Raw genomic sequence first — 20,347 nt, 5'->3', positions numbered from 1 at the left:
GATTGGAGCGCATCATGTACAAGGTCTATGGACGCATTCAAAGCCGCGCCTCGCGCGTTTTGTGGCTGCTGGAAGAGTTGGGGCAGGAGTACGAGTTCATCAATGTCGGGCCGCATGATCCGCAGGTGCTGGCGCTGAACCCGTCCGGCAAAATCCCGGTGCTTGTGGACGGGGAAACCGTCATAACCGACAGCTCGGCGATCATGACCTATCTGGCGGACAAACATGGCGATTTTACCTATCCCGCCGGGACAAAAGAGCGTGCAGCGCAGGATTCGTTGTTCAATACCTTGCTGGATGAATTCGACGCGGTGCTTTGGGTCGCTGCACGCCACGGCTTTGCGCTGCCCGAAGACAAGCGCGTACCGCAGATCGCCGATGCCGCAAAGTGGGAGTTTGATCGGAATTTCCAGCGGATGGGTGAGCGTTTCAAAGGCCCCTTTCTGCAGGGCGACAAGATGACCATTGCAGACATTCTGTGCATCCACTGCATGAGCTGGGCAAAAAGCGCCGGGTTCCCGATGAACTCGGATAATCTCAAGGCTTACGGCAAGGAGTTACGCAATCGCCCCGCCTTTCAGCGTATGGGTGCCTTGGCGCAGGCTGCCTAACCCTTACCGGTCTGCCGCAGCCATTCGGCGGCGGACCGGCCGGCCCATCTGCCGGTGGCAAAGCAAGCCGTCAGCAAGTAGCCACCTGTCGGGGCTTCCCAATCCAGCATTTCACCAGCGCAGAACACCCCCGGCAGCGCGTTCAGCATCAAACCTTTATCCACGGCGGATTGCCGGACACCACCGGCTGTCGAGATCGCCTCATCCATCGGGCGTAGACCTGCGTGATTGACCGGCAGAGATTTGATCAGGCTGGACAAGGCGTCGGGTTCGTTTGGCAGGGGGCGCCCGAACTCCATCAACAATGCTGTTCTGACCGGCCCAAGGCTCAGTACCTTGCGAAGGTGGTTGGACAGGCTGGTTTTGCCGCGCGGTTTGTTCAGTCTGCCGAGCAGGTCCTCGCAGGACAGATCCGGCATCAGGTCGATCGTTAAAGCGGCCCCTTCCCGAACCGCCTTGCAGATACTGTAAACGCCCCCGCCTTCCAATCCACGGGCCGAGATGACGGCCTCTCCGCGGGTGCGTTTCGTTCCGGCCTGCAGGGCCACGCCCTTGATCGGTTCACCAAAGAGCGGTCGCATATGTTCGGACCAATCCACCAGAAGCCCAGCATTTGCCGGGGCAAAATCGGCAAGGGATACGCCCTTTTCCACCAACAAGGGCGCCCATACGCCATCCGAACCCAGCCGCGCCCAGCTGGCACCACCCAGTGCCAGAACCACAGCGCCCGGGTTCAGCAACTTCTGACCATCAGGTGTGTCAAACGTCAGCGCATCATCCTGCCATCCGGTCCAACGCCAGCGCGTCTGGATGACAACCCCGGCCTGCCCCAGCCGCGCCAGCCATTCCCGCAAAAGGGGTGAGGCTTTCATGACCGTGGGAAAGACCCGACCTGTCGAGCCGGTGAACAACTCCTGCCCCAGACCGCGCGCCCAGTCCTGCGCCGCCTGTGCGTCGAACTCGGTGATCATCGGGCTCAGCCAGTCGGCGGCCTCGTCATAGGCACTTATGAACTCTCTGAACGGTTCATCCTTGGTCAGGTTCAGACCGGACTTACCCGCCATGAGGAATTTGCGTGCGACTGATGGCTTGGCCTCGACCACCAGCACCGCGTGACCCGCGCGGGCAAGTTCCTGCGCCGCCATCAGTCCTGCCGGCCCCGCTCCGATCACGACTGCCTGCGCCATCATCTTCCCCTTGCCTCGTGCACCCTTTGGCGCGACCCTGTTTGCCATGACGAACAGCGATCCCGTCTGCCCGCTTTGCGATCGGCCGATCCCCGAGGGGAGCGGCAGCCTGCACCATCTGATCCCAAAACTCAAAGGTGGCAAGGGCGGGCCGACAGTTCTGCTTCATCAGATCTGCCACAAAGAGGTACATGCGACGCTGACCGAGGCGGAACTTGCACGGGAATACCACACAGTCGAAGCGTTGCGAGGTCACCCGAGGCTGGAAAAATTCCTGTTGTGGGTTCGAAAGCGTCCGCCCGGATTTCGCTCAAAAGTACCGGGACGACCACGCAAGCGGTAATCAGCCCGGCAGCAGCGGGCCACCATGCGCGTCTTTGGCAGCCCTTTCCAGTCCCTGTATCTCAAGGCCCAGATAATCCGGGGCCGGGGCGAAGCGCGCACCCGGAATGTGCTGAAATTCCAGTGTCGTATAAGGGCGTTTCCATAACCATTCACGGTTTACAACGGCCCACACGTCCGGATTGGGCATGGTGTCATCGGTAAAGGCATAGAAATGCAGGTCAAACCCATAGGGCTCGACATCCTGAACAGACAGTAATCGCATACCCAGCGCCGTACAGGCTGTGTCCTCGGCTGTGATATCGCCCGTGCGCAGTGTGATCTGACCGATACGGGCATCAAAAAACGGAGCCTCGGGATCAGCCGCACCATCCGGACGATTTCCTTCGAAATCATGCTGGAGCAGTTCGATGACAAAACCTTCGGGATCGCTCAGGTGGCACATATAGCCGATGTCGAGGAACTGGCGCGGAGCACTGACCGGGACACCCAATGCACGCAAATGCGCAGCTGCAAGATCCACATCCGGCAGAGTGACGCCGATCTTCCAGTATCTTTGTCCCTGATCATGTGCATATCCGCCACCGCCGGGCGTCAACATCAGATCGGCATCCTGACCCGCATATCCAACACGCCAGTTTTGCCCCTCGGGCCGGGCCGACATGCCCAGCGCATCGCAATAGAACATGGCCAGTCTTTGCGGATCGGCCACACGAAGGTGAAGTGCGGACAGCCTCATCTGCACATCCCGGCAATTCCGGCGGCGATGTCCGGGCGGGCGGCAACACTGTCGGCCACAAGGTCCCGTGCGGTTGGCATCAGCGCATCCGGTTCGACCACCCTGTCCACAAGACCAAAGGCAAACGCTTCATCGGCCGTGATTTTTTGCCCCGCCATGAGGATCAGTTTGGTTCTTGCCGGGCCGATTAGCGCAGCCATGCGTTTCGTGTCGGAAGGTTGCGGCAGAAAGCCAAGCTTCATAACCGGGTAGAAAAATTTGGCCGCAGGTACCGCGATGCGCAAGTCGCAGGCCAGAGCCATACCATTTGCGCCGCCTGCAAGCGTGCCATTCAGTGCGGCAACGGTCAGACAGGGCAAGGCGGCGATTGCGCCGGACAGGCGCTCCCACACGTCCGAGGTGGCAAGACCAGCCCGCGCCTCGTCCAGATCGGCCCCGGCGCTGAAGACCTTGCCGGTTCCGGTCAGGATCAAAGCCCGGGCTTCAGTCGCAGCTTCGGCAATTCCGGCCAGTTCCTCCAGCATTGCGCCGGTCAGGGAATTGGCCTTGTCCGGACGATTGATGGTGACGATCCACAATCCGTCCTCTTTGGTCAGTTCGATCATATCAGACCGGCCCGCTTACGGATGTCTTCGCTGCGCAACGAAATCTCGGCCCCCAGAAACTCGTCCGCGTCTTCGGAACACATCCACAACAGTGCTCGCGCGGGCCAATCCGCGGGGATATGATCGTCCCAGTCCAGCTGGCTGACCGGGTTGATACCACTGGTTTTTATTGCCCGCTGCATATCGGTGGCGACTGTTCCCGGTGACAGCCCCATGGCCCGGATGCCGTTATGGGCCTCTTCCAGATGCAGGCATTCAGTCAGCATCTTTGCACCGGCTTTGGACGCGCAATAGTGGCTCCAGGCCTCGATCGGGTTCGACGCGGCCCCTGACGAGATGGTCAGGATACTGCCGCCGCCTGCGGCCCTCATGATCGGCAGAGCCGCGCGCATTCCATAGAAGACGCCTTTGAGGTTGATGTCGATGGCCTGCCCCCACCCTGCCGGATCGGCATTGGACAAATGAAAGATCGGCTCGATCACACCCGCATTTCCGATCAGTACATCCAGCCCGCCAAACCGCGCCACACAATCCGCGACGGCCTGCTCGACCTGAGCGAAATCGCTGACGTCGCAGCCAAGGGCGATTGCGTTGTCACCCAGTGCGGCGGCCAAAGCCTCGATCTGATCTTTGCTGCGTGCGAGCAGTGCCACATTGGCCCCGGCTGCGGCAAAAACGCGCCCGGCCTCGGCGCCGATACCCCGGCTTGCACCCGTTATCAGTACGGTTTTTCCCCGCATCTCCATATTCTCACCCTTTCGAAACTGCATTTACCCCGAGTCGTACTGTGCAATGGGGGAAAGGGTCCAGCCCTTGCCCCTTGACGCCCGTCGCCACAGGCACGACGATGCGCGCAAAATTGATCAGGAAGGGTTCCTTATGTCTTTGTTCCTTCGCCGCAGCGCTGGTGCTGTTATTGCTTATGCCGTTGCCACCCAGGGTGCCTGGGCCGATCTGACCGCCGAAGATGTGTGGGCGGACTGGCAGGCCTATCTGGGCGGGATGGGCTATGAGGTGACGGGCGACAAAAGCAGCTCGGGTGATGTCACGACAATTGCCAACATGGCCATGGCAATGGCCATTCCCGAGACTGATGACCGATTCAAAATGACCATCCCGGAAATGACGTTGACGGAAAACGGTGACGGAACCGTTACCATTGGCTTTCCGACCTCTTTCCCGATGGTCATTTCCGGCGAAGGCGAAGGTGAGGAGTTCAACGCAGTTCTGACCTACAGCCATGACGCTCTGAACATGGTCGTTTCGGGCTCACCCGACGACATGACCTATACCTATTCCGCGAACAGTCTTGGCATTGCGCTGACCTCGATCGAGGCCGATGGTGAAACCGTGCCTGCCGATGCGCTGAAGGTGAACATGGACATGGCTGATGTCAACGGAACCTCAGTTATGAAAATCGGCGAAGGCCGCGACATTGATCAAAGCTTCACCGCCGGAAGCCTGACCTATGACCTAGCCTTCGATGATCCCGAAAGTGGCGATTCCGGCAAGATCAAAGGGAAACTGGATGCCCTTGCCTTCGAGGGTACCGGTACCATCCCGACTGATTTCAGCGCCAGCGATTATCAAAGCATGATCGATGCCGGGTTCGGCTTTACCGGCGCGTTCTCATACGGATCGGGTGCAACTGAAATCGCCGGTACGGGTGAAGGCGAAGATTTCACCATGAACAGCTCATCCGAAGGCGGTCGCTTTGCGGTCAGCATGGATCAGGATCACATCGGCTATGATGTTGTTCAAAATGGCGTAAATCTTGGTGTTACAACGGCGGAACTGCCCTTCCCTATCGAAATGGCCATGGCCAAGGCCGGGTTCAAATTCGACCTTCCGGTTCAGGCATCCGATGCCGAACAGCCGTTCGGCTTTGCGATGAACCTGACCGATTTCACGATGTCGGATATTCTATGGGGCATGTTTGACCCGGCAGGTGCGTTGCCGCGCGATCCGGCCACCATCGCGCTGGACACAACGGGTACAGCGAAGGTGAAGGTGAACTTCCTTGATCCAGCCGTGGCCGAGACGCTGGAGGCCACTCAAACACCGCCGGGTGAGCTGCATTCGCTGAAGATCAACGAATTACTGGTGTCGATGGTTGGCGCAAAGCTAACCGGCGACGGCGAGTTCAAGTTCGACAATTCGAACGTAAGCGAGTTTGACGGAATGCCCGCGCCATCCGGTGTGGCGAACCTGCATCTGACCGGCGCAAACGCCCTGATCGACAAGTTGATCGGCATGGGCCTGATGTCGGACAGTGACGCCATGGGCGCACGGATGATGATGGGTATGCTGGCCGTACCCGGCGACGCGCCGGACTCGTTGAAGTCGACAATCGAAGTCAAGGAAGATGGCCAGATTCTGGCCAACGGTCAGCGGATCAAGTAGTCCGCCGTCAATCTTTTACGAAGGGCCGCCCGTCGCGCGGCCCTTTTTTGTTATCGGTTCGGGTCTTGCGGGACGGGCAGAGCAAGGCTAGGTCCATTGCTATCGAACGGAGGCCTTATGACGCAAACACCCGAAGAACTCAGCCATAATTTGCTGGATGCCGCCCGCAAGGCCGGGGCAGAGGCAGCGGATGCCATCGTAATCGACGGATCCTCGGTTTCGGTTGAAGTACGCAATGGCGCATTGGAACATGCCGAACGGTCCGAGGGAACGGATCTGGGCTTACGGGTTCTGATCGGCAAACGGCAGGCCATCGTCTCAAGCTCAGACAGCCGACCGGAAACGCTGGCAGCGATGGCCGAGCGTGCGGTGGCCATGGCCCACGAAGCACCGGAAGATCCGTTTGCCGGCCTCGCCGCGCCGGACCAGTTGGCACAGAACTGGGACATGGAAGCGCTGGAGCTGTTCGATCCGACACCAGAGCCATCCGCGGATACACTGATGCAGGACGCGCTGGCCGCCGAAGCTGCCGCGATGGCGGTAAAAGGAGTGTCGCAGGTTTCCGACGCCGCGGCGAGCTATGGCATCCACAACATCCATCTTGCTGCCACCAACGGGTTCTCAGGCGGGTATGCCCGGTCCAGCCGGTCTGTTTCCTGTGTCGCCATATCTGGCGAAGGCACAGGGATGGAGCGTGACTATGACGGCGACAGCCGCACGTTTCAGGCCGATCTGCGAGACCCGGCTGAGATCGGGCGCACAGCAGGCGAACGCGCGGTGCAATCGGTTGGTGCGCGTCAGCCATCGACCGGAACCTATCCGGTGCTGTTCGACGAGCGCATTTCATCCTCGCTGATCGGGCATCTTCTGGCGGCCAGCAACGGGTCCGCCATCGCGCGCGGTGCCTCATGGCTGAAGGACAGTCTGGGTGATCAGGTCCTGCCCGAGCACATTTCACTCATTGAAGAACCGCACAGGCCGCGCATTTCGGGATCGCGCCCGTTTGACGCCGAGGGTTTGCCCACGCGTCGACGGTCGATTGTCGAGAACGGTGTCCTGAGCGGCTGGACACTGGATTTGTCCAGCGCGCGGAAGCTGGAGATGACATCGACAGGCAACGCGGCACGGGGTGTGTCCGGCCCGCCCTCGCCCAGCAACTGGAACCTGAGCCTGACGCAGGGCGACAAAAGCCGCGAAGAACTGATGCAGGATATGGGAACCGGTCTGTTGGTCACCTCGATGATCGGATCGACGATCAACCCGAACACAGGCGATTATTCGCGCGGCGCATCCGGGTTCTGGGTGGAAAACGGTGAAATCGCATTTCCTGTCAACGAATGCACCATAGCGGGCAATCTGCGCGACATGCTGATGCGGATCATCCCGGCAAATGACGCGCGAACCTACCTGTCGCGCGTGGTTCCATCGCTTTTGATCGAAGGGATGACACTTGCCGGCAACTGACCTGTCATTGCTGATTGACGCCGCGCTTGAGGCCGGAAAGATTGCCACGCGCTATTCCGGTCACACGGCCCAGCGCTGGGACAAGCCCGAAGGCGCAGGGCCGGTGACCGAAGCGGATCTGGCGGTCAACGCCATGCTGGAACAGCGGCTGCCTGCAGCCCGGCCCGGCTATGGCTGGCTGAGCGAGGAAACCGAGGATTCCGCGGACCGGCTGGAACGCGACCGTGTGTTTATCATCGATCCCATTGACGGCACACGCAGCTTTGCTGAAGGGTCGCGCACTTGGGCGCATTCTCTGGCGGTCTCGGAAAACGGGGTGATCACCGCTGCGGTCGTCTATCTACCAAGGCGCGACCTGCTGTACGCCGCCGCACAGGGCGCAGGGGCAACATTGAACGGTGAGCCTATCCACACCTCACGCGCTTCGGTATTGACCGAGGCCGAAATTCTGGCCGCGCGCCCAAATCTGGAACCGCGCCATTGGCATGCAGGTCAGCCGCCCGAGTTCAAACGCGCGTACCGACCGTCGCTGGCTTATCGAATGGCTCTTGTGGGTCAGGGCCGGTTCGACGGTATGCTGACATTGCGGCCAAGCTGGGAGTGGGACATAGCCGCCGGAGATCTGATCCTGCGCGAAGCGCAAGGGACCTGTACGGACCGTCAAGGTCAGCCCCTGCGATTCAACAACGCGCATCCGCGCCTGAACGGCGTGGTTGCAGCCGGCACACAGGTACACCAGCTTTTGTGCGCGCAACTCGATCCGAAAGGAACGGGGATCGAAGCATGAGCAAACCCCGCTCTCTCAGCCTTGCCGCCTATCGCGTATTGTCGTGGGGCGGTCAGAACGGAAACCGCGACGCCGCCCGCCCCCGCCCCGATGGCGAGTTGTTATGGGTTCATGTTGGCGAGCGCGCCCGGCTGCGTGCGGTGGACGATTTTTGCCGCAGATTGCTGCCGACACGCGCGGGGCTTTCGGTTTTGCTGACCGCACCAACGGATGCGACTCTGGCGGCTTGGGACGGGTGCGTGGAACCCGTGGTGAACCTGCCGCATGACCAATCCGGCGCGGCGCGCGGGTTTCTGGAACACTGGCGACCCGACATCGGGCTTTGGGTGGGTGGCGGCCTGATGCCCAACCTTATCACCCGGGCGGAAGAGCACGGAATCCCTCTGGTGTTACTGGAGGCGACCGCAGACGTGAACATTCAACGGGGGGGCAGATGGCTGCCGGATATTAGCCGGTATACCTTGGACTGCTTTCAGACAATTCTAACTACGAACGAGGAAAATGCGCGCCAGATCAGGCGGTTGGGCATCCCCTCTTCGAAGGTTACAGTTAGCCCCGCTTTGGGTTTCAGCCCCAATCCGCGCCCGTGGCCCGAAGATGAGTTGATCGAAACCAACCATACACTTGCGGGGCGGCCGGTCTGGCTGGCGGCATGGGTACAAGCAAAAGAATTCATCTCGGTTCTGTCGGCGCACAGACAGGCCTTGCGCATGTTGCCGCGTCTGGCGCTTATTCTGCACGTCGCAGATCAGGCCGAGGCCGAACCGCTGCAAAAAAGGCTGGAATCGATGGATCTGCGGTGTGCCAATTGGGACGATGGAGACCCGATCGAGGACACGACTCAGGTCATCCTGTCGGCTGATCCCGAAGACCTAGGCCTGTGGTATCGTGTGTCGCCGGTTACGTTCATGGGCAGTTCACTGGAAGGCGGAGCAGGCGGTCGCGATCCGCTGGTCGCCACTTCATTGGGGTCAGCGGTCATTCATGGTCCCTTTGTTCAAAGACATACGGAACTTTACAAGCGACTGAAAGAAGCTGGTGCGGCCAACAATGTGAAATCAGCGGAAGAACTGGGCGACAGTATCGTCGAATTGCTGGCACCAGACCGGGCTGCGGGGATGGCCCTTGCGGGATGGCAGATTGTTACCGAAGGGGCGTCCCTGACGGACGACCTAATCGAACTGGTGCAGGAGGTTCTGGATCAGAGGAGGGTGAAGGGTGCGGGCGCCTGAGTTCTGGAATACCCCGCCTGACCGGCGTGACTTGCGCGCAAGGCTGCTGGCGCCGCTGGGCAGTATCTATGCCATGGCCACGGCGCGCCGTGTTGCGTCCGAAACTGGGACGAACCCGGGCGTTCCCGTGATCTGCATTGGCAATCTGAATGCGGGTGGAACCGGGAAAACCCCCACCGCCATCTGGGTTCTCGAACAGCTTCGGGATGCGTGGCACACCCCGCACATAGTAACCCGTGGGCATGGCGGATCGCTGGAAGGGCCCGTACAGGTCGATCCTGGCAAACACACTGCGGAACAGGTCGGGGACGAGCCGTTGTTGCTGGCGGCCTTTGCCGAAGTATGGGTCGCCAAGGATCGCGCGGCGGGTGCACAAGCCGCTGCGGCGGCAGGCGCAACGGTCATCGTTCTGGACGATGGATTTCAAAATCCTTCGGTGGCCAAGGATTTCTCGATCATTGTGGTCGATGCGAAACGGGGATTTGGCAACGGGCTGTGCCTGCCAGCCGGACCGCTGCGTGAGCCGGTGGAGATTGGCCTGAAACGGGCCGATCTGGTTCTGTCGCTTGGAACGCCAGAGGCGCAAGCGCAGTTTTCCGATCAGTGGGGCGCAAAAATCACCGTTCCTCACGCCACCGGAGAGGTGCAGCCGTTGCAAACCGGCATGGACTGGACCGGCAACCCGGTTCTGGCCTTTGCCGGGATCGGATATCCGGAAAAGTTCTTTCAGACGTTGCGGGCGCAGGGTGCACATCTTTTGCGGGCTGAGGCGCTGGACGACCATCAGCCCCTGACCCCTGCCCTGATGACGCGACTGGAAAATGAGGCGCGACTGCTGGGCGCGCAGATGGTCACAACCGAAAAGGACGCCGTGCGGCTGCCAGCTGCGTTTCGGAGCAAGGTCATCACGTTGCCTGTACGATTGCAGGTGTCCGAAGGCCAACGCGTGAAAGAGATGCTGCTGGCTGTTGCCCCCTCTCCCTGATCAGTCGTCCTCGCCCAGTTTGGGCGCGGGCCGCGTCAGGGAAAGATCGGCATCGGAAAAGACGAAGGGTGAGCGCACACCGGGCACCCCCTCCAGTTCGATCTGCATCCCGCGTGCGATTACTTGCGGGTCTGCCATCACCTCGTCCAGCGTATTGATCGGCCCGGCGGGAATGCCCTGCGCCTCGCAAGCTGTCAGCAACTCGGCTTTGCCCCGTTGCGCAGTCGCCCCGTTCAGACGGGCGATCATCACCCGGCGATTGGCCAGCCGATCCTTGTTGTGCAGAAACTCGGGCGCTTCGGCCATATCGTCCAGACCAAGCACACGGCACAGCCGCTGGTATTGGCGATCGTTGCCTGTGGCGATGATGATATGCCCGTCAGCGCAGTCAAAAACCTGATAGGGTGCCAGATTGACATGGGCATTTCCCATCCGCTCGGGCGCATTGCCGGTTGTCAGATAGTTCAGCGCCTGATTGGCTGTCACAGCCACGGCAACATCCAGCAAGGCCATGTCCACATGTTGACCGCGCCCGGTCTGTTCCCGTTGATACAAGGCAGCCAAAACGCCGGCAACGGCGTAGATGCCTGTAAAGACGTCCGTAACCGCAACACCCGCCTTTTGCGGCTGGCCCTCGGGTTCACCAGTGACCGACATCAGCCCGGACATGCCCTGAATGATGAAATCATAACCCGCGCGGTGTGCGTAGGGGCCAGTTTGGCCAAATCCGGTGATCGAGCAGTAGACCAACTGGGGATTCAGTTCTTTCAGGCTGTCATAGTCCAGCCCGTATTTCTTCAACCCGCCAACCTTGAAGTTCTCGATCAGAACGTCTGCATCCGCGACAAGTTCGCGAACCTTTTCCTGACCCTCGGGCGTAGAAAAATCCGCTGTGACCGAGGCTTTGCCCCGGTTGGCAGAGTGGTAGTAAGCGGCAGAGACATCATCGTCTCGGGTAACAAACGGCGGTCCCCAGGCACGCGTGTCATCGCCCGCAGGCGATTCCACCTTGATGACCTCTGCCCCCAGATCCGCAAATGTCTGGCCGGCCCATGGGCCAGCCAGAATGCGTGCCAGTTCGACAACTTTCAGACCGGCAAGCGGGGCAGTCATCAGCTGCCCAGCTCGTCTTCGATCAGTTTCTTGAAGTCGTCATAGGACTGGTTTTCCACCTTTTTGCCGTTCACGATGAAGGTCGGCGTCGCGTTGATCCCGTCCTTTTCGGCGTTTTCCTGATACCAGGCGACGAGTGTCTGGGCCTGGGTTCCGTCCTGAAGGCAGGCATCAAGCTGTTCGCTGTCGATCCCGGCCAGGCGGCCGATCTTGCTCAGCTCTCCGACAATCTCGGGCGGTCCGCCGGCTTTGGTCCATTCCGACTGGCCCGCAAAGATCAGATCGGTGATGCCAAAGAATTTTTCCGGCCCGGCGCAGCGCGCCACCATCGAGGCCCACAGGCCGTAGCGGTCAAAGTAAACCTCACGATAGATGAATTTAACCTTGCCGGTGTCGATGAAGTCTTTCTTGAGCTGTTTGTACGGCCCCTCGTGGAACCGCGCGCAGTGCGGGCAGGTGTATGAGGCGTATTCGATAATTTCTACGGGCGCGTCTTCGGCACCCTGCACCATTTCGACCACGGTCGAGGTGTCAATATCGGCTTCCTGCGCCTCGGCGCTGCCGATCAGCGGATTAACCGGAGCATTCGATGGCGACGATGTCAGCCAATAGGCACCAGCCGCCACGGCAACTGCCGCACAGATTACGGATGCAATACGGGTCATTCTCAGCCCTTTCTCAGCGTTTTTGTTTGGATAGAACGTTGCGGCCCAGACGTTCAAGGGCCGCACGCAGATCATTGTCGTGAACGTCGCGTGCAGTCCTGTCAGCCTCGGCGGTGATTTCGGGAGGGATATTGGGTTTCACCTGCTTCGGGCGATGCTCGAAACTGGCCTGCCCCTCGGCAAATCCGGTTGGCGCGGTCTGAGTGATACGAATGCGGCTGATAGCGTTATAGCCATAAACCGCGTTCACCTTACCCCTCAGCTGCTCTTTTTGCATTTCCAGCATCGGAGCTTGCGGCCCGGTCGTCAGAACGGTCAGCGTGGCGCCAAATCCGCCTTTGCCATATCCGACGTTTATGGGTCGGGCTATCGATGCGATGTCCTGACCAACGATCTCGGCCCAATGGGTCAACAGACGCGATACAGCGAAACCACGGCTTTCGCCGGCGCGCCGAATCTGATCGTTCAGCAGGGTCGCGGTACGTTTGAACCCGCGAGTGGTGGTGCGTCTGGGCGGCATCTGGTTTCCATTTACTGCGGCGCTATTGTAATGGGCAGGGCTACGGGCGCCAGCGAAACCCGACAGGGAGATAAATAAAACTTGCGTGACAATAACGAATTCGACGTCAGCGCCTCCCTGCTGAACTGGTACGATCAAAACGCGCGTGAAATGCCGTGGCGGGTTGGGCCTGCCGAGCGCGCAAATGGCATTGCGCCGGACCCGTACCAAGTCTGGCTTTCCGAGGTGATGCTGCAGCAGACAACAGTGGCTGCCGTGCGCGACTATTTCTTGCGGTTCGTCAGTCGATGGCCGAACGTAACGGCGCTGGCCAGTGCCGAAGATGATCACGTCATGGCGGAATGGGCCGGGCTTGGGTACTACGCACGCGCTAGAAATCTTCTGAAATGCGCGCGCGCCGTGGCCAATGAGCGTGGTGGAAGGTTTCCCACCCACTATGACGACTTGCTGAAACTGCCCGGAATTGGCCCTTATACCGCGGCCGCCATTTCTGCGATTGCCTTTGACCGACCTGAAACGGTTCTGGACGGCAATGTCGAACGCGTCATGGCGCGCATTTATGACATTCACGACCCACTGCCCGGCGCCAAGTCTGTGCTGAAAGGTAAGGCAACGGCTTTGACGCCGGAAACGCGACCGGGTGATTATGCACAGGCAGTGATGGATTTGGGCGCGACGATCTGCACGCCGAAATCACCGGCCTGCGGCATCTGCCCTCTGTTTGCCCCCTGTCAGGCTCGTCAGGCGGGAACTGCGGGCGAGTTGCCGAAGAAATCCCCGAAAAAACCCAAGCCGACCCGGCATGGGCATGTCTTTATCGCGCAGGGCTCCGATGGTTCGATGTTGCTGGAGCGGCGACCGGACACGGGCCTGCTGGGCGGCATGATGGGCTGGCCCGGTTCGGACTGGTCCGAGGCCCCGGATCACACGCCCCCGTTCGAAGCAAACTGGAAAATGTTGCCCGGCGAGGTCCGTCACACGTTCACTCATTTCCATTTGATTCTGAACATCTGGACCGCCCCCTTGCCCATGGCTGTTCAACCTGACGGACTGTTGATCGTGGCCAGGCACGACTTTCGCCCCTCGGCCCTGCCGACTGTCATGCGCAAGGCTCATGACCTCTGGCGCGGCCAATAGACCCGTGTGCATCGCCCACGGACCGGGGTAACTTGCGGCGACAACAGCGGAGCACCGCAATGACGGCATCAACAACACTCATGCGAGGGCAGACCGCACTGCCCTTCTGGATATCCTACCTGCTGATTCCCATGATCTGGATTTCTGCAATTGCAGGCGGCTGGTGGCTGGCCCTGGTGCCGTTGGCAACATGGTGGCTGTTTGCGATTCTGGATCGCATAACCGGCCTCAATCTGGACAACGTCGACCCCGAAACCCCTGATGCAGATCTGGAATGGCACATTCTGCTGACCAAGGCCTGGGCACCGGTTCAGTTTGTCACACTGTTTGGATTGATCTGGTTTGCCACCCACAGCAGCCACCTGGATACGATCGAAAAGATCGCCCTGTTCTTTGGCATGGGTGTGATCTCGGGTACGATTGGCATTAACTACAGCCATGAACTGATGCATCAGAAAGGCCGCTATGAAAGATGGCTTGGCGATATCCTTCTGGCGATGGTGCTTTATTCACACTTCCGATCAGAACACCTGCTGGTTCATCACCGTTATGTCGGAACGCCCCGCGATCCCGTGACCGCACGATATAATGAAGGATTTCACAGGTTCTACCCGCGTGTCCTGCGGCAAAGTCTGATATCCGCGTTTCGGTCAGAACGTGAAAAACTTGCGCGCAAGAACCTGCCGTGGACCGACCTCTCCAACCCTTTCTGGCGGTATTGGGGCTTGCAGGGCGCGATGCTGCTTTTGGCATTGGTGATCGGCGGGTGGTCGGGGTTGGGCCTGTTTCTGGTGCAGGCGGGGACCGCGATCTGGCAATTAGAGCTTGTCAACTATGTCGAACATTACGGCCTGACACGCAAATATCTGGGTGACGGTAAATATGAACATGTCCGGCCCAGACATTCGTGGAACGCCTCGCAAAAGGCATCGAACTGGCTGCTCATCAACCTGCAACGTCACTCCGATCACCACTACAAACCTGACCGTCGGTTTCCGCTTTTGCAGCATCATTCCGCAGATGCTGCCCCGCAATTGCCCTATGGCTATCCGGTCATGACGGTTGCTGCGATGATCCCGCCGCTGTGGCGACGTGTGATGAACCCGCGTGTCCGGGCATGGCGGCGGCAGTATTACCCGGAAATTACGGACTGGAAGTCCTACAACAAGGGCCTCAATCCCCTGCCCCGTTGATTTCCGAACCCGCAGCGCGTGGGCCGGCCCATGCGCTGCGCCGCGCTACAGAACCCAGACGTCCATGCGCCCCTCGACGCCGCGGATATCCTGATCTTTGTGAAGCGTAAAACCCGACAGCAGATCATTGCCCGTCCTGACTTCGTTCAAGGCCTGAACTTTCAATTCATCACTCACGACGGCGCGCGCGCCAAAATCGCGGGTCAGCGCCTCAAGCTTGGCCGCCACATTGACCGCGTTTCCGATCACCGCAAATTCCAGGCGGTTCGCGCCGATATCACCCAGAACAACCGGCCCGTAGTGCACACCAATGCCAACGTGAATTTCAGGCTCTCCTGACCTGCGGCGTTCAAGGTTCCACCGATCGATCACATCGACCATCGTGCGTGCACAGGCCAGCGCATTGCTGGCGTCAAATTCCGTTGGCACCGGCGTTCCGAAAGTCGCCATCAAGCCGTCACCCAGATATTTGTCGAGCGTTCCGTGATGCCGAAACACCTCGGTTTCCATCCGTGCGTGAAAGCCGCGAAGCACTTCGATCACGTCATATGGATCGCGACCGGCGGCGAACTTGGTGAACCCGACGATGTCAATGAACAGAACGGCAATGTTCTCTTTGCGCACCTGTTTCAGCGGCTCGTCGTTCTGGCTTAGTTCATCCACCACATTAGGTGAGAAATACCGCGAGAGATTCGCACGTTCCCGTTCCAGTCCTGCATTGGACATCAACAAACGGTTCAACCGCCGCATCGAAATCCCCAGCGTCACCGCCACAAGAACAAAGACGACAACCTCCTGAACGCGCATGTGAACCATGAAACTGTTCGGATCCATCAGCTCGGCCACGTCCGGATATCCTGCGAAGGCTTGTGCAGCGCGCTCTGACAACTCGGGGATCGGCGTCGAAAACCACCAGGCGGCAATCCAACCGATAGTCCACATCGCGGCGGTCCAGGATCCGATTGCGAATAACGTTCGCCAGGAATAAGCCAGCGTTCCAGCAGCCAATATCAGAAAGAAATACTGAAAGTTGTCAAAGCGATATTGCATTGCAACAGGGCGCACATCATCGCTGAATGGGTTTGGCACAACCATGCCAAATGTCATGATCAACAAATCGACAAAGATCAGGAACAATTCGGTTCTGGATTGCCCCACGCGCCCGGCACGGCGAATAAACCAGCCGTTCAGGCACACCAGCGCGATTATGAACTGATAATACACCACTTCCCAATGCGGGTTCACGTAGATCAGGAAAACCGCAATGAACGCCATCGAAATCCAGCGGGCGCGCACCGCCAATTCCAGCCCTTCGTTCTTGTGCCGCTCCAGCGCGGCTTCGGTGTATTTGTTATCCAGATCGAAATTGTCCGGTTGCGTGATAAAAAACCGCCTAAAACGGGATTGGCCTGCACTGGTATCGGTCATGCCGTTGGCTCCCTCGCTGCAAGACAGGAGATAGGGATCGGAAACCCATCCAAACACCCTGTGCGACAAAACAAAAGACCCCGCCGATCCCGGCGGGGCAAGGTTTAGTGCCATGTGTCAGGCCACAGGCACCGGCGGTGTTCAAATTCAGTTATGCATTTCGGCTCTGATCTGCTGGCGCAACACATCAATCGGAACGGTCTTTCCGTCGCGCTTGAAGCACCAATAGGTCCAGCCATTGCAGGAGGGCGCATTTTCCAGGTGTGCACCGACCTGATGAATCGATCCTTTGATATTGTCACCAATCAGGGTGCCGTCCGCGCGCACCTTGGCCTTGTGGCGCTGGTTCATCGAGTACAGTTCCTCGCCCGGGCGCAGCATCCCGCGTTCGACCAGCTGGCCAAAGGGAACGCGTGGTTCGGCCCTTTTGCTTGCGCTGACTTCCAGCGCCTCGCGATCGAATTTGCGCACTTTTGAGATTCGCTTGGTGGCGACCTTCCGATAACTTTCTTCGCGCTCGATGCCGATGAACTCGCGCCCCAGCATCTTGGCAACAGCACCCGTTGTGCCCGTGCCAAAGAACGGATCCAGCACCACGTCACCAGGATTTGTCGAACCGACCAGAACGCGGTGCAACAGTGATTCCGGTTTCTGTGTCGGATGCGCCTTGTCGCCGTTTTCGTCCTTGAGCCGCTCATGCCCGGTACAGATCGGCAGAACCCAGTCACTGCGCATCTGTACACCTTCGTTCAGCGCCTTCAGCGCCTCATAGTTGAACGTGTACTTGGCCCCTTCGGCCTTCGATGCCCAGATCATTGTCTCATGCGCGTTGGTGAACCGTTTGCCACGGAAATTCGGCATCGGGTTCGATTTCCGCCAGACGACGTCATTCAGAATCCAGTATCCCGCATCCTGCAAGGCCGAACCCACACGGAAAATGTTGTGGTAAGAGCCAATCACCCAGATCGCACCATTGGGTTTCAGCAGGCGATGGGCCGCTTTCAACCACTCGCGCGTGAACTGGTCGTAGGCGCCAAAGCTGGAAAACTGATCCCAGTGATCATCCACCGCATCCACCTGAGAGTTGTCCGGGCGATGTAACTGGCCTTTCAGTTGCAGATTATAAGGCGGATCGGCGAAAATCAGGTCCACGGACGCCTCTGGCAGACTGTTCATCACGTCGATGCAGTCGCCGGAAAGAATCGTGTTTATTGGGAGCGCGGTTGCGCCCTTTGTCTTGGTCGTTGTCATATCACTGCCTCAGGTTCCACGGCGCTTTTGCGCTCATTTGGTTGAGACAAGGATGAGTCAAAGACGATTCGCCGTCAATTTCTTTTTTGAATCAGCAGCTTACGATTTACTCTTGATACAAGATATTGTGGACGGGTTTGAACGAACGCCTATGATGTGGGGTCACACCAAGATTTCGCAGCGCATCTTTGTGTTGTTTTGACGGATATCCGGCATTTGTCTCCCAGCCATAGCCCGGATGCTGTTGCGCCAAATCCACCATCAGCCGATCGCGCCATGTTTTGGCAATGATCGACGCCGCAGCTATCGACACGGAACGCGCGTCCCCTTTGACAACGGCCTGGCTGGGCAGACCAAGGCCCCGGGGTATCATATTGCCATCAATCAGAAGGAAATCCGGTTGAGGATTCAACGCGGCGACCGCGCGCTCCATCGCCAGATGCGACGCGCGCAGGATGTTGAGGTCGTCAATCTCTTCGACGCTTGCTTCGGCAACGGAAACTTCTGCCGCTTCCCTGATATGATCATTCAGGACGTCGCGCCGTTTTGCGGTCAGTTTTTTTGAGTCGTTCAGACCTTCGGGTATCGCCCTCAGGTCCAGAACAACCGCTGCCGCCACAACCGGACCTGCCAGCGGGCCGCGCCCCACCTCATCAACACCTGCTATTCTGAGATAGCCCCGCGCTTTCAGCGCCTGTTCCAGTTCATCATTCGGAAATGTCATGGCATCTGGAAACCGGGAATTGCACAGCAACGCAAGAAAAAAGAGAGGGCAGTTTGCACTGCCCTCTCCGGTGGCGCTTCTACGTCGCCACTTCTGCTCGGTACTCGTTACCAGTACACAACTCGGTATCCCTTTTGACGCAAGCATGCGGGTTCATAGGCGCGCTTGACTTTCTTTCCGTTCCAGAACCCGACCTCACACGCGCGCGGCAGATGGCTGGCATGTTTGTAATGTTTCTTCAGACAACTTTTCCCCAGCAGCGGGCGCTTTTTGGAGTATCTGTTGAAAGTCTTGAGACAGTGTTGAGGCAGGTCATAACGCGCCACGCGATTAGGTATCGGACGCACATGGCGCGGTTTGACCCGGGGCACGCTTGGGGCCGGGTAAGGATGACGGGTTACGGGTTGCACGTAATCGTGGCGCGACTTCTTGGAGTAGTGATTGATGGCCGCACCGAGGATTGCGACAGCTGCCAGCCCCCCAAGTATGTCATGGGCATCAGCAGCCCGTGCTTTCGAAGCTGAAATCCCAGTTATTGCCACGGCGGTTGCGATGATCACGGCGATGAATTTCCGGTGCATTGGGCATGTCCTTTCCGGTGTTCCTGCGACCCTTGCGGGGATCGCGAATTCGATGAACCAACCCTGGGTCTTTCCGGTTCGGACAAGCAATAACGCACCCTTGTTATCCGATATCATCCTTCTCAAAGCCCTATGGTTATTGAATATCCGACAAACCCGTGCGCAGGATGCAGCCCATGAAACAGATGCTCTCTTCACTGGTCTGTGCGGCCCTGATATCGCTTGGTTCCAACGCTGCAGCGGCGGATTGCTATGCGGATTACAAGGCCAAGCAGGATAAACCCTTGCGCCTGCACTATGGCGTCATGCAAGTCTCCAGCTGTTCGCCCGGTCAGGCCAGAAACGAGGTTGCCGGGCGCCTCAAATCTTCAGGGTGGACCCTGCTGAACGTGATATCGGTGTTCGGACCCGAAGGGCTGGATCAAAGGAAGGCAAATGCCGGAAAATTCTATCTCCGTTACTGATGCCCGGCGTTCCGGGGTGCGGCTGGCCGGCGCCGGGATCGCGGTGATCATCGCAATACTTGTGACAGCCGCTGCCTTTCTGTTCTGGACCCTGCCCGACGCCAATGCCTTTAACGCACGGGTCGAGCGCCTGTTCGTCGAAAGCGACCTGACATCGCAGGCAGAAATCAAACTGCTGGAAATTCTGGCCCAGTCCGGCACCGCCTTTGCCGACACATTGTCCAGTTATCGCATGGTGATTTTTGTGTTGCTGGTTTTTGCAAGTGCCATGCTGATCGCCGCACTGGTATTTCTGATCATGATCGTGATGCTGAACAGGCGCATGGCCCAGATCGAGCGTACGGGTATTCAGGTCACCTCGCTGCTGATCAGCCGCGAAGAGAATACGGTTTATCTGAACAACATGGGTTTCAAATTGACGCCGGCCGCGATGGAGACGCTTTCGGTTCTGGCCGAATCCCGCCTGGATGACGAAGTGCTTTCCGGGGTCGAGATAGAATCGACAATTTCGGGTAAAAATGCCTCTGACTGCGATGAAGCCGCCGGTGCGACCCGGATCAAGCGTCTGCGCGATGCCCTTGGCAATCAGATGGTCAGCGAACTTCTGGTCAAGAATATTGCCAAGAAGGGATACATGCTTGCCATCGAAAAAGACGTGATTCAGATGATCTGATCGCTAATGATTGGGCGACTGCCGTTCTCTGGCCGGTTGTTGAGCGCCAGTCGGGCCCTGTGGACAGGCACACCGCGCGAGATTGTCATAAATCAACTCATCCCGCAGGCGCGGACAGCCGTTGACGGTTGTGACCGGAATGCGGTTGGGGTTCGCAAGGGTCGCGCAGACCGCCAGACAGATGCACTGACTGCGGTTTAACTGCTTTGGTGCCGTTTCCGCATGAACGCCAGCCGCAAGGTT

At 58.8% G+C, this 20,347-nt stretch carries 22 protein-coding genes; 11 read left to right on the top strand and 11 right to left on the bottom strand.

Going from position 1 to position 20,347, the window contains the following annotated elements:
- Positions 1-14 precede the first annotated feature (14 nt).
- Entirely contained in the window at positions 15-611 is a 597-nt protein-coding gene (locus ACR0NW_RS19795; protein ID WP_480452316.1) for a glutathione S-transferase family protein, read from the top strand.
- Here the strand turns inward: ACR0NW_RS19795 and ACR0NW_RS19790 are convergent.
- Positions 608-1,846, bottom strand: a complete 1,239-nt coding sequence (locus tag ACR0NW_RS19790) for a TIGR03862 family flavoprotein (RefSeq protein WP_480791898.1) — start codon at positions 1,844-1,846, stop codon at positions 608-610. The two genes, ACR0NW_RS19795 and ACR0NW_RS19790, sit on opposite strands and share 4 nt — an antisense overlap.
- Here ACR0NW_RS19790 and ACR0NW_RS19785 point away from each other — a divergent pair.
- Positions 1,845-2,141 (top strand): HNH endonuclease, encoded by a 297-nt coding sequence (locus ACR0NW_RS19785; protein ID WP_480452313.1) that lies wholly within the window; start codon positions 1,845-1,847, stop codon positions 2,139-2,141. The two genes, ACR0NW_RS19790 and ACR0NW_RS19785, sit on opposite strands and share 2 nt — an antisense overlap.
- Here ACR0NW_RS19785 and ACR0NW_RS19780 read toward each other — a convergent pair whose 3' ends face one another.
- The 3 genes from ACR0NW_RS19780 to ACR0NW_RS19770 are packed head-to-tail and all read right to left on the bottom strand — an operon-like array spanning position 2,142 to position 4,230.
- Complete coding sequence (locus tag ACR0NW_RS19780) at positions 2,142-2,879, bottom strand: VOC family protein (RefSeq protein WP_480452311.1); 738 nt, start codon at positions 2,877-2,879, stop codon at positions 2,142-2,144.
- The gene (locus tag ACR0NW_RS19775) at positions 2,876-3,484 is read right to left on the bottom strand and encodes an enoyl-CoA hydratase/isomerase family protein (RefSeq protein ID WP_170656033.1); all 609 of its coding nucleotides are present in this window, start codon (positions 3,482-3,484) and stop codon (positions 2,876-2,878) included. The genes ACR0NW_RS19780 and ACR0NW_RS19775 overlap by 4 nt, the downstream gene beginning before the upstream one ends.
- The gene (locus ACR0NW_RS19770; protein ID WP_480452455.1) at positions 3,481-4,230 is read right to left on the bottom strand and encodes an SDR family oxidoreductase; all 750 of its coding nucleotides are present in this window, start codon (positions 4,228-4,230) and stop codon (positions 3,481-3,483) included. Before ACR0NW_RS19770 ends, ACR0NW_RS19775 begins: the two co-directional genes overlap by 4 nt.
- 133 nt (positions 4,231-4,363) lie before the next feature.
- Here ACR0NW_RS19770 and ACR0NW_RS19765 point away from each other — a divergent pair, with 133 nt between their 5' ends.
- The 5 genes from ACR0NW_RS19765 (at position 4,364) to lpxK (ending at position 10,355) form a co-directional block, all read left to right on the top strand.
- A complete protein-coding gene (locus tag ACR0NW_RS19765; RefSeq protein ID WP_170656035.1) occupies positions 4,364-5,887 on the top strand; it encodes a DUF2125 domain-containing protein in 1,524 nt (507 codons plus the stop codon).
- A 117-nt stretch (positions 5,888-6,004) separates the two neighbouring features.
- Complete coding sequence (locus tag ACR0NW_RS19760; RefSeq protein WP_480452309.1) at positions 6,005-7,351, top strand: TldD/PmbA family protein; 1,347 nt, start codon at positions 6,005-6,007, stop codon at positions 7,349-7,351.
- Entirely contained in the window at positions 7,338-8,138 is an 801-nt protein-coding gene (locus ACR0NW_RS19755; protein ID WP_480452308.1) for a 3'(2'),5'-bisphosphate nucleotidase CysQ, read from the top strand. The genes ACR0NW_RS19760 and ACR0NW_RS19755 overlap by 14 nt, the downstream gene beginning before the upstream one ends.
- Positions 8,135-9,370, top strand: a complete 1,236-nt coding sequence (locus ACR0NW_RS19750; RefSeq protein WP_480452306.1) for a 3-deoxy-D-manno-octulosonic acid transferase — start codon at positions 8,135-8,137, stop codon at positions 9,368-9,370. Before ACR0NW_RS19755 ends, ACR0NW_RS19750 begins: the two co-directional genes overlap by 4 nt.
- On the top strand, positions 9,357-10,355 hold the full coding sequence (gene lpxK / locus ACR0NW_RS19745) for a tetraacyldisaccharide 4'-kinase (RefSeq protein ID WP_480452304.1): 999 nt from the start codon (positions 9,357-9,359) through the stop codon (positions 10,353-10,355). The genes ACR0NW_RS19750 and lpxK overlap by 14 nt, the downstream gene beginning before the upstream one ends.
- Here the strand turns inward: lpxK and ACR0NW_RS19740 are convergent, their stop codons facing one another.
- Genes ACR0NW_RS19740 through ACR0NW_RS19730 form a run of 3 tightly spaced genes read right to left on the bottom strand, consistent with a single transcriptional unit; the run spans position 10,356 to position 12,653 of the window.
- Complete coding sequence (locus ACR0NW_RS19740) at positions 10,356-11,468, bottom strand: CaiB/BaiF CoA transferase family protein (RefSeq protein WP_480452303.1); 1,113 nt, start codon at positions 11,466-11,468, stop codon at positions 10,356-10,358.
- A complete protein-coding gene (locus ACR0NW_RS19735; protein WP_170656046.1) occupies positions 11,468-12,133 on the bottom strand; it encodes a DsbA family protein in 666 nt (221 codons plus the stop codon). The genes ACR0NW_RS19740 and ACR0NW_RS19735 overlap by 1 nt, the downstream gene beginning before the upstream one ends.
- 13 nt (positions 12,134-12,146) lie before the next feature.
- A complete protein-coding gene (locus ACR0NW_RS19730) occupies positions 12,147-12,653 on the bottom strand; it encodes a DUF721 domain-containing protein (RefSeq protein WP_480452301.1) in 507 nt (168 codons plus the stop codon).
- 81 nt (positions 12,654-12,734) lie between these two features.
- Between ACR0NW_RS19730 and mutY the strand changes: the two genes are divergently transcribed.
- Positions 12,735-13,790: an A/G-specific adenine glycosylase gene (gene mutY, locus ACR0NW_RS19725; protein ID WP_480452299.1), complete on the top strand. Its 1,056-nt coding sequence runs from the start codon at positions 12,735-12,737 to the stop codon at positions 13,788-13,790.
- 59 nt (positions 13,791-13,849) lie between these two features.
- The gene (locus tag ACR0NW_RS19720; protein WP_480452298.1) at positions 13,850-14,983 is read left to right on the top strand and encodes an alkane 1-monooxygenase; all 1,134 of its coding nucleotides are present in this window, start codon (positions 13,850-13,852) and stop codon (positions 14,981-14,983) included.
- 45 nt (positions 14,984-15,028) lie between these two features.
- Here ACR0NW_RS19720 and ACR0NW_RS19715 read toward each other — a convergent pair whose 3' ends face one another.
- The 4 genes from ACR0NW_RS19715 to ACR0NW_RS19700 form a co-directional block, all read right to left on the bottom strand.
- Positions 15,029-16,411 (bottom strand): adenylate/guanylate cyclase domain-containing protein, encoded by a 1,383-nt coding sequence (locus tag ACR0NW_RS19715; protein WP_480452296.1) that lies wholly within the window; start codon positions 16,409-16,411, stop codon positions 15,029-15,031.
- Positions 16,412-16,558: 147 nt separating this feature from the next.
- Positions 16,559-17,662: a DNA methyltransferase gene (locus ACR0NW_RS19710; RefSeq protein ID WP_480452295.1), complete on the bottom strand. Its 1,104-nt coding sequence runs from the start codon at positions 17,660-17,662 to the stop codon at positions 16,559-16,561.
- 106 nt (positions 17,663-17,768) lie between these two features.
- Positions 17,769-18,386 carry a ribonuclease HII gene (locus tag ACR0NW_RS19705; RefSeq protein ID WP_480452293.1) on the bottom strand — a complete coding sequence of 206 codons (618 nt, stop codon included), beginning with the start codon at positions 18,384-18,386 and terminating at the stop codon, positions 17,769-17,771.
- Between the two features lie 107 nt (positions 18,387-18,493).
- Positions 18,494-18,967 (bottom strand): hypothetical protein, encoded by a 474-nt coding sequence (locus ACR0NW_RS19700; RefSeq protein ID WP_480452291.1) that lies wholly within the window; start codon positions 18,965-18,967, stop codon positions 18,494-18,496.
- A gap of 176 nt (positions 18,968-19,143) precedes the next feature.
- Here ACR0NW_RS19700 and ACR0NW_RS19695 point away from each other — a divergent pair, with 176 nt between their 5' ends.
- Complete coding sequence (locus ACR0NW_RS19695; protein ID WP_170656063.1) at positions 19,144-19,431, top strand: hypothetical protein; 288 nt, start codon at positions 19,144-19,146, stop codon at positions 19,429-19,431.
- Positions 19,403-20,104: a helix-turn-helix domain-containing protein gene (locus ACR0NW_RS19690; protein WP_170656065.1), complete on the top strand. Its 702-nt coding sequence runs from the start codon at positions 19,403-19,405 to the stop codon at positions 20,102-20,104. Before ACR0NW_RS19695 ends, ACR0NW_RS19690 begins: the two co-directional genes overlap by 29 nt.
- The last annotated feature ends 243 nt before the right edge of the window (positions 20,105-20,347 follow it).

Source organism: Ruegeria sp. CF5, assembly GCF_056537325.1.
The sequence above is the reverse complement of the archived record's forward strand: the minus strand, read 5'-3'. Positions and strand labels throughout refer to the sequence as shown.

Excerpts from the sequence above, each read along its gene's own strand:
- ACR0NW_RS19795 (WP_480452316.1), top strand. The coding sequence starts at position 15 with ATGTACAAGGTCTATGGACGCATTCAAAGCCGCGCCTCGCGCGTTTTG.
- ACR0NW_RS19785 (WP_480452313.1), top strand. The coding sequence starts at position 1,845 with ATGACGAACAGCGATCCCGTCTGCCCGCTTTGCGATCGGCCGATCCCC.
- ACR0NW_RS19790 (WP_480791898.1), bottom strand. The coding sequence starts at position 1,846 with ATGGCAAACAGGGTCGCGCCAAAGGGTGCACGAGGCAAGGGGAAGATG.
- ACR0NW_RS19780 (WP_480452311.1), bottom strand. The coding sequence starts at position 2,879 with ATGAGGCTGTCCGCACTTCACCTTCGTGTGGCCGATCCGCAAAGACTG.
- ACR0NW_RS19775 (WP_170656033.1), bottom strand. The coding sequence starts at position 3,484 with ATGATCGAACTGACCAAAGAGGACGGATTGTGGATCGTCACCATCAAT.
- ACR0NW_RS19770 (WP_480452455.1), bottom strand. The coding sequence starts at position 4,230 with ATGGAGATGCGGGGAAAAACCGTACTGATAACGGGTGCAAGCCGGGGT.
- ACR0NW_RS19765 (WP_170656035.1), top strand. The coding sequence starts at position 4,364 with ATGTCTTTGTTCCTTCGCCGCAGCGCTGGTGCTGTTATTGCTTATGCC.
- ACR0NW_RS19760 (WP_480452309.1), top strand. The coding sequence starts at position 6,005 with ATGACGCAAACACCCGAAGAACTCAGCCATAATTTGCTGGATGCCGCC.
- ACR0NW_RS19750 (WP_480452306.1), top strand. The coding sequence starts at position 8,135 with ATGAGCAAACCCCGCTCTCTCAGCCTTGCCGCCTATCGCGTATTGTCG.
- ACR0NW_RS19740 (WP_480452303.1), bottom strand. The coding sequence starts at position 11,468 with ATGACTGCCCCGCTTGCCGGTCTGAAAGTTGTCGAACTGGCACGCATT.
- ACR0NW_RS19735 (WP_170656046.1), bottom strand. The coding sequence starts at position 12,133 with ATGACCCGTATTGCATCCGTAATCTGTGCGGCAGTTGCCGTGGCGGCT.
- ACR0NW_RS19730 (WP_480452301.1), bottom strand. The coding sequence starts at position 12,653 with ATGCCGCCCAGACGCACCACCACTCGCGGGTTCAAACGTACCGCGACC.
- ACR0NW_RS19720 (WP_480452298.1), top strand. The coding sequence starts at position 13,850 with ATGACGGCATCAACAACACTCATGCGAGGGCAGACCGCACTGCCCTTC.
- ACR0NW_RS19715 (WP_480452296.1), bottom strand. The coding sequence starts at position 16,411 with ATGACCGATACCAGTGCAGGCCAATCCCGTTTTAGGCGGTTTTTTATC.
- ACR0NW_RS19710 (WP_480452295.1), bottom strand. The coding sequence starts at position 17,662 with ATGACAACGACCAAGACAAAGGGCGCAACCGCGCTCCCAATAAACACG.
- ACR0NW_RS19705 (WP_480452293.1), bottom strand. The coding sequence starts at position 18,386 with ATGACATTTCCGAATGATGAACTGGAACAGGCGCTGAAAGCGCGGGGC.
- ACR0NW_RS19700 (WP_480452291.1), bottom strand. The coding sequence starts at position 18,967 with ATGCACCGGAAATTCATCGCCGTGATCATCGCAACCGCCGTGGCAATA.
- ACR0NW_RS19695 (WP_170656063.1), top strand. The coding sequence starts at position 19,144 with ATGAAACAGATGCTCTCTTCACTGGTCTGTGCGGCCCTGATATCGCTT.
- ACR0NW_RS19690 (WP_170656065.1), top strand. The coding sequence starts at position 19,403 with ATGCCGGAAAATTCTATCTCCGTTACTGATGCCCGGCGTTCCGGGGTG.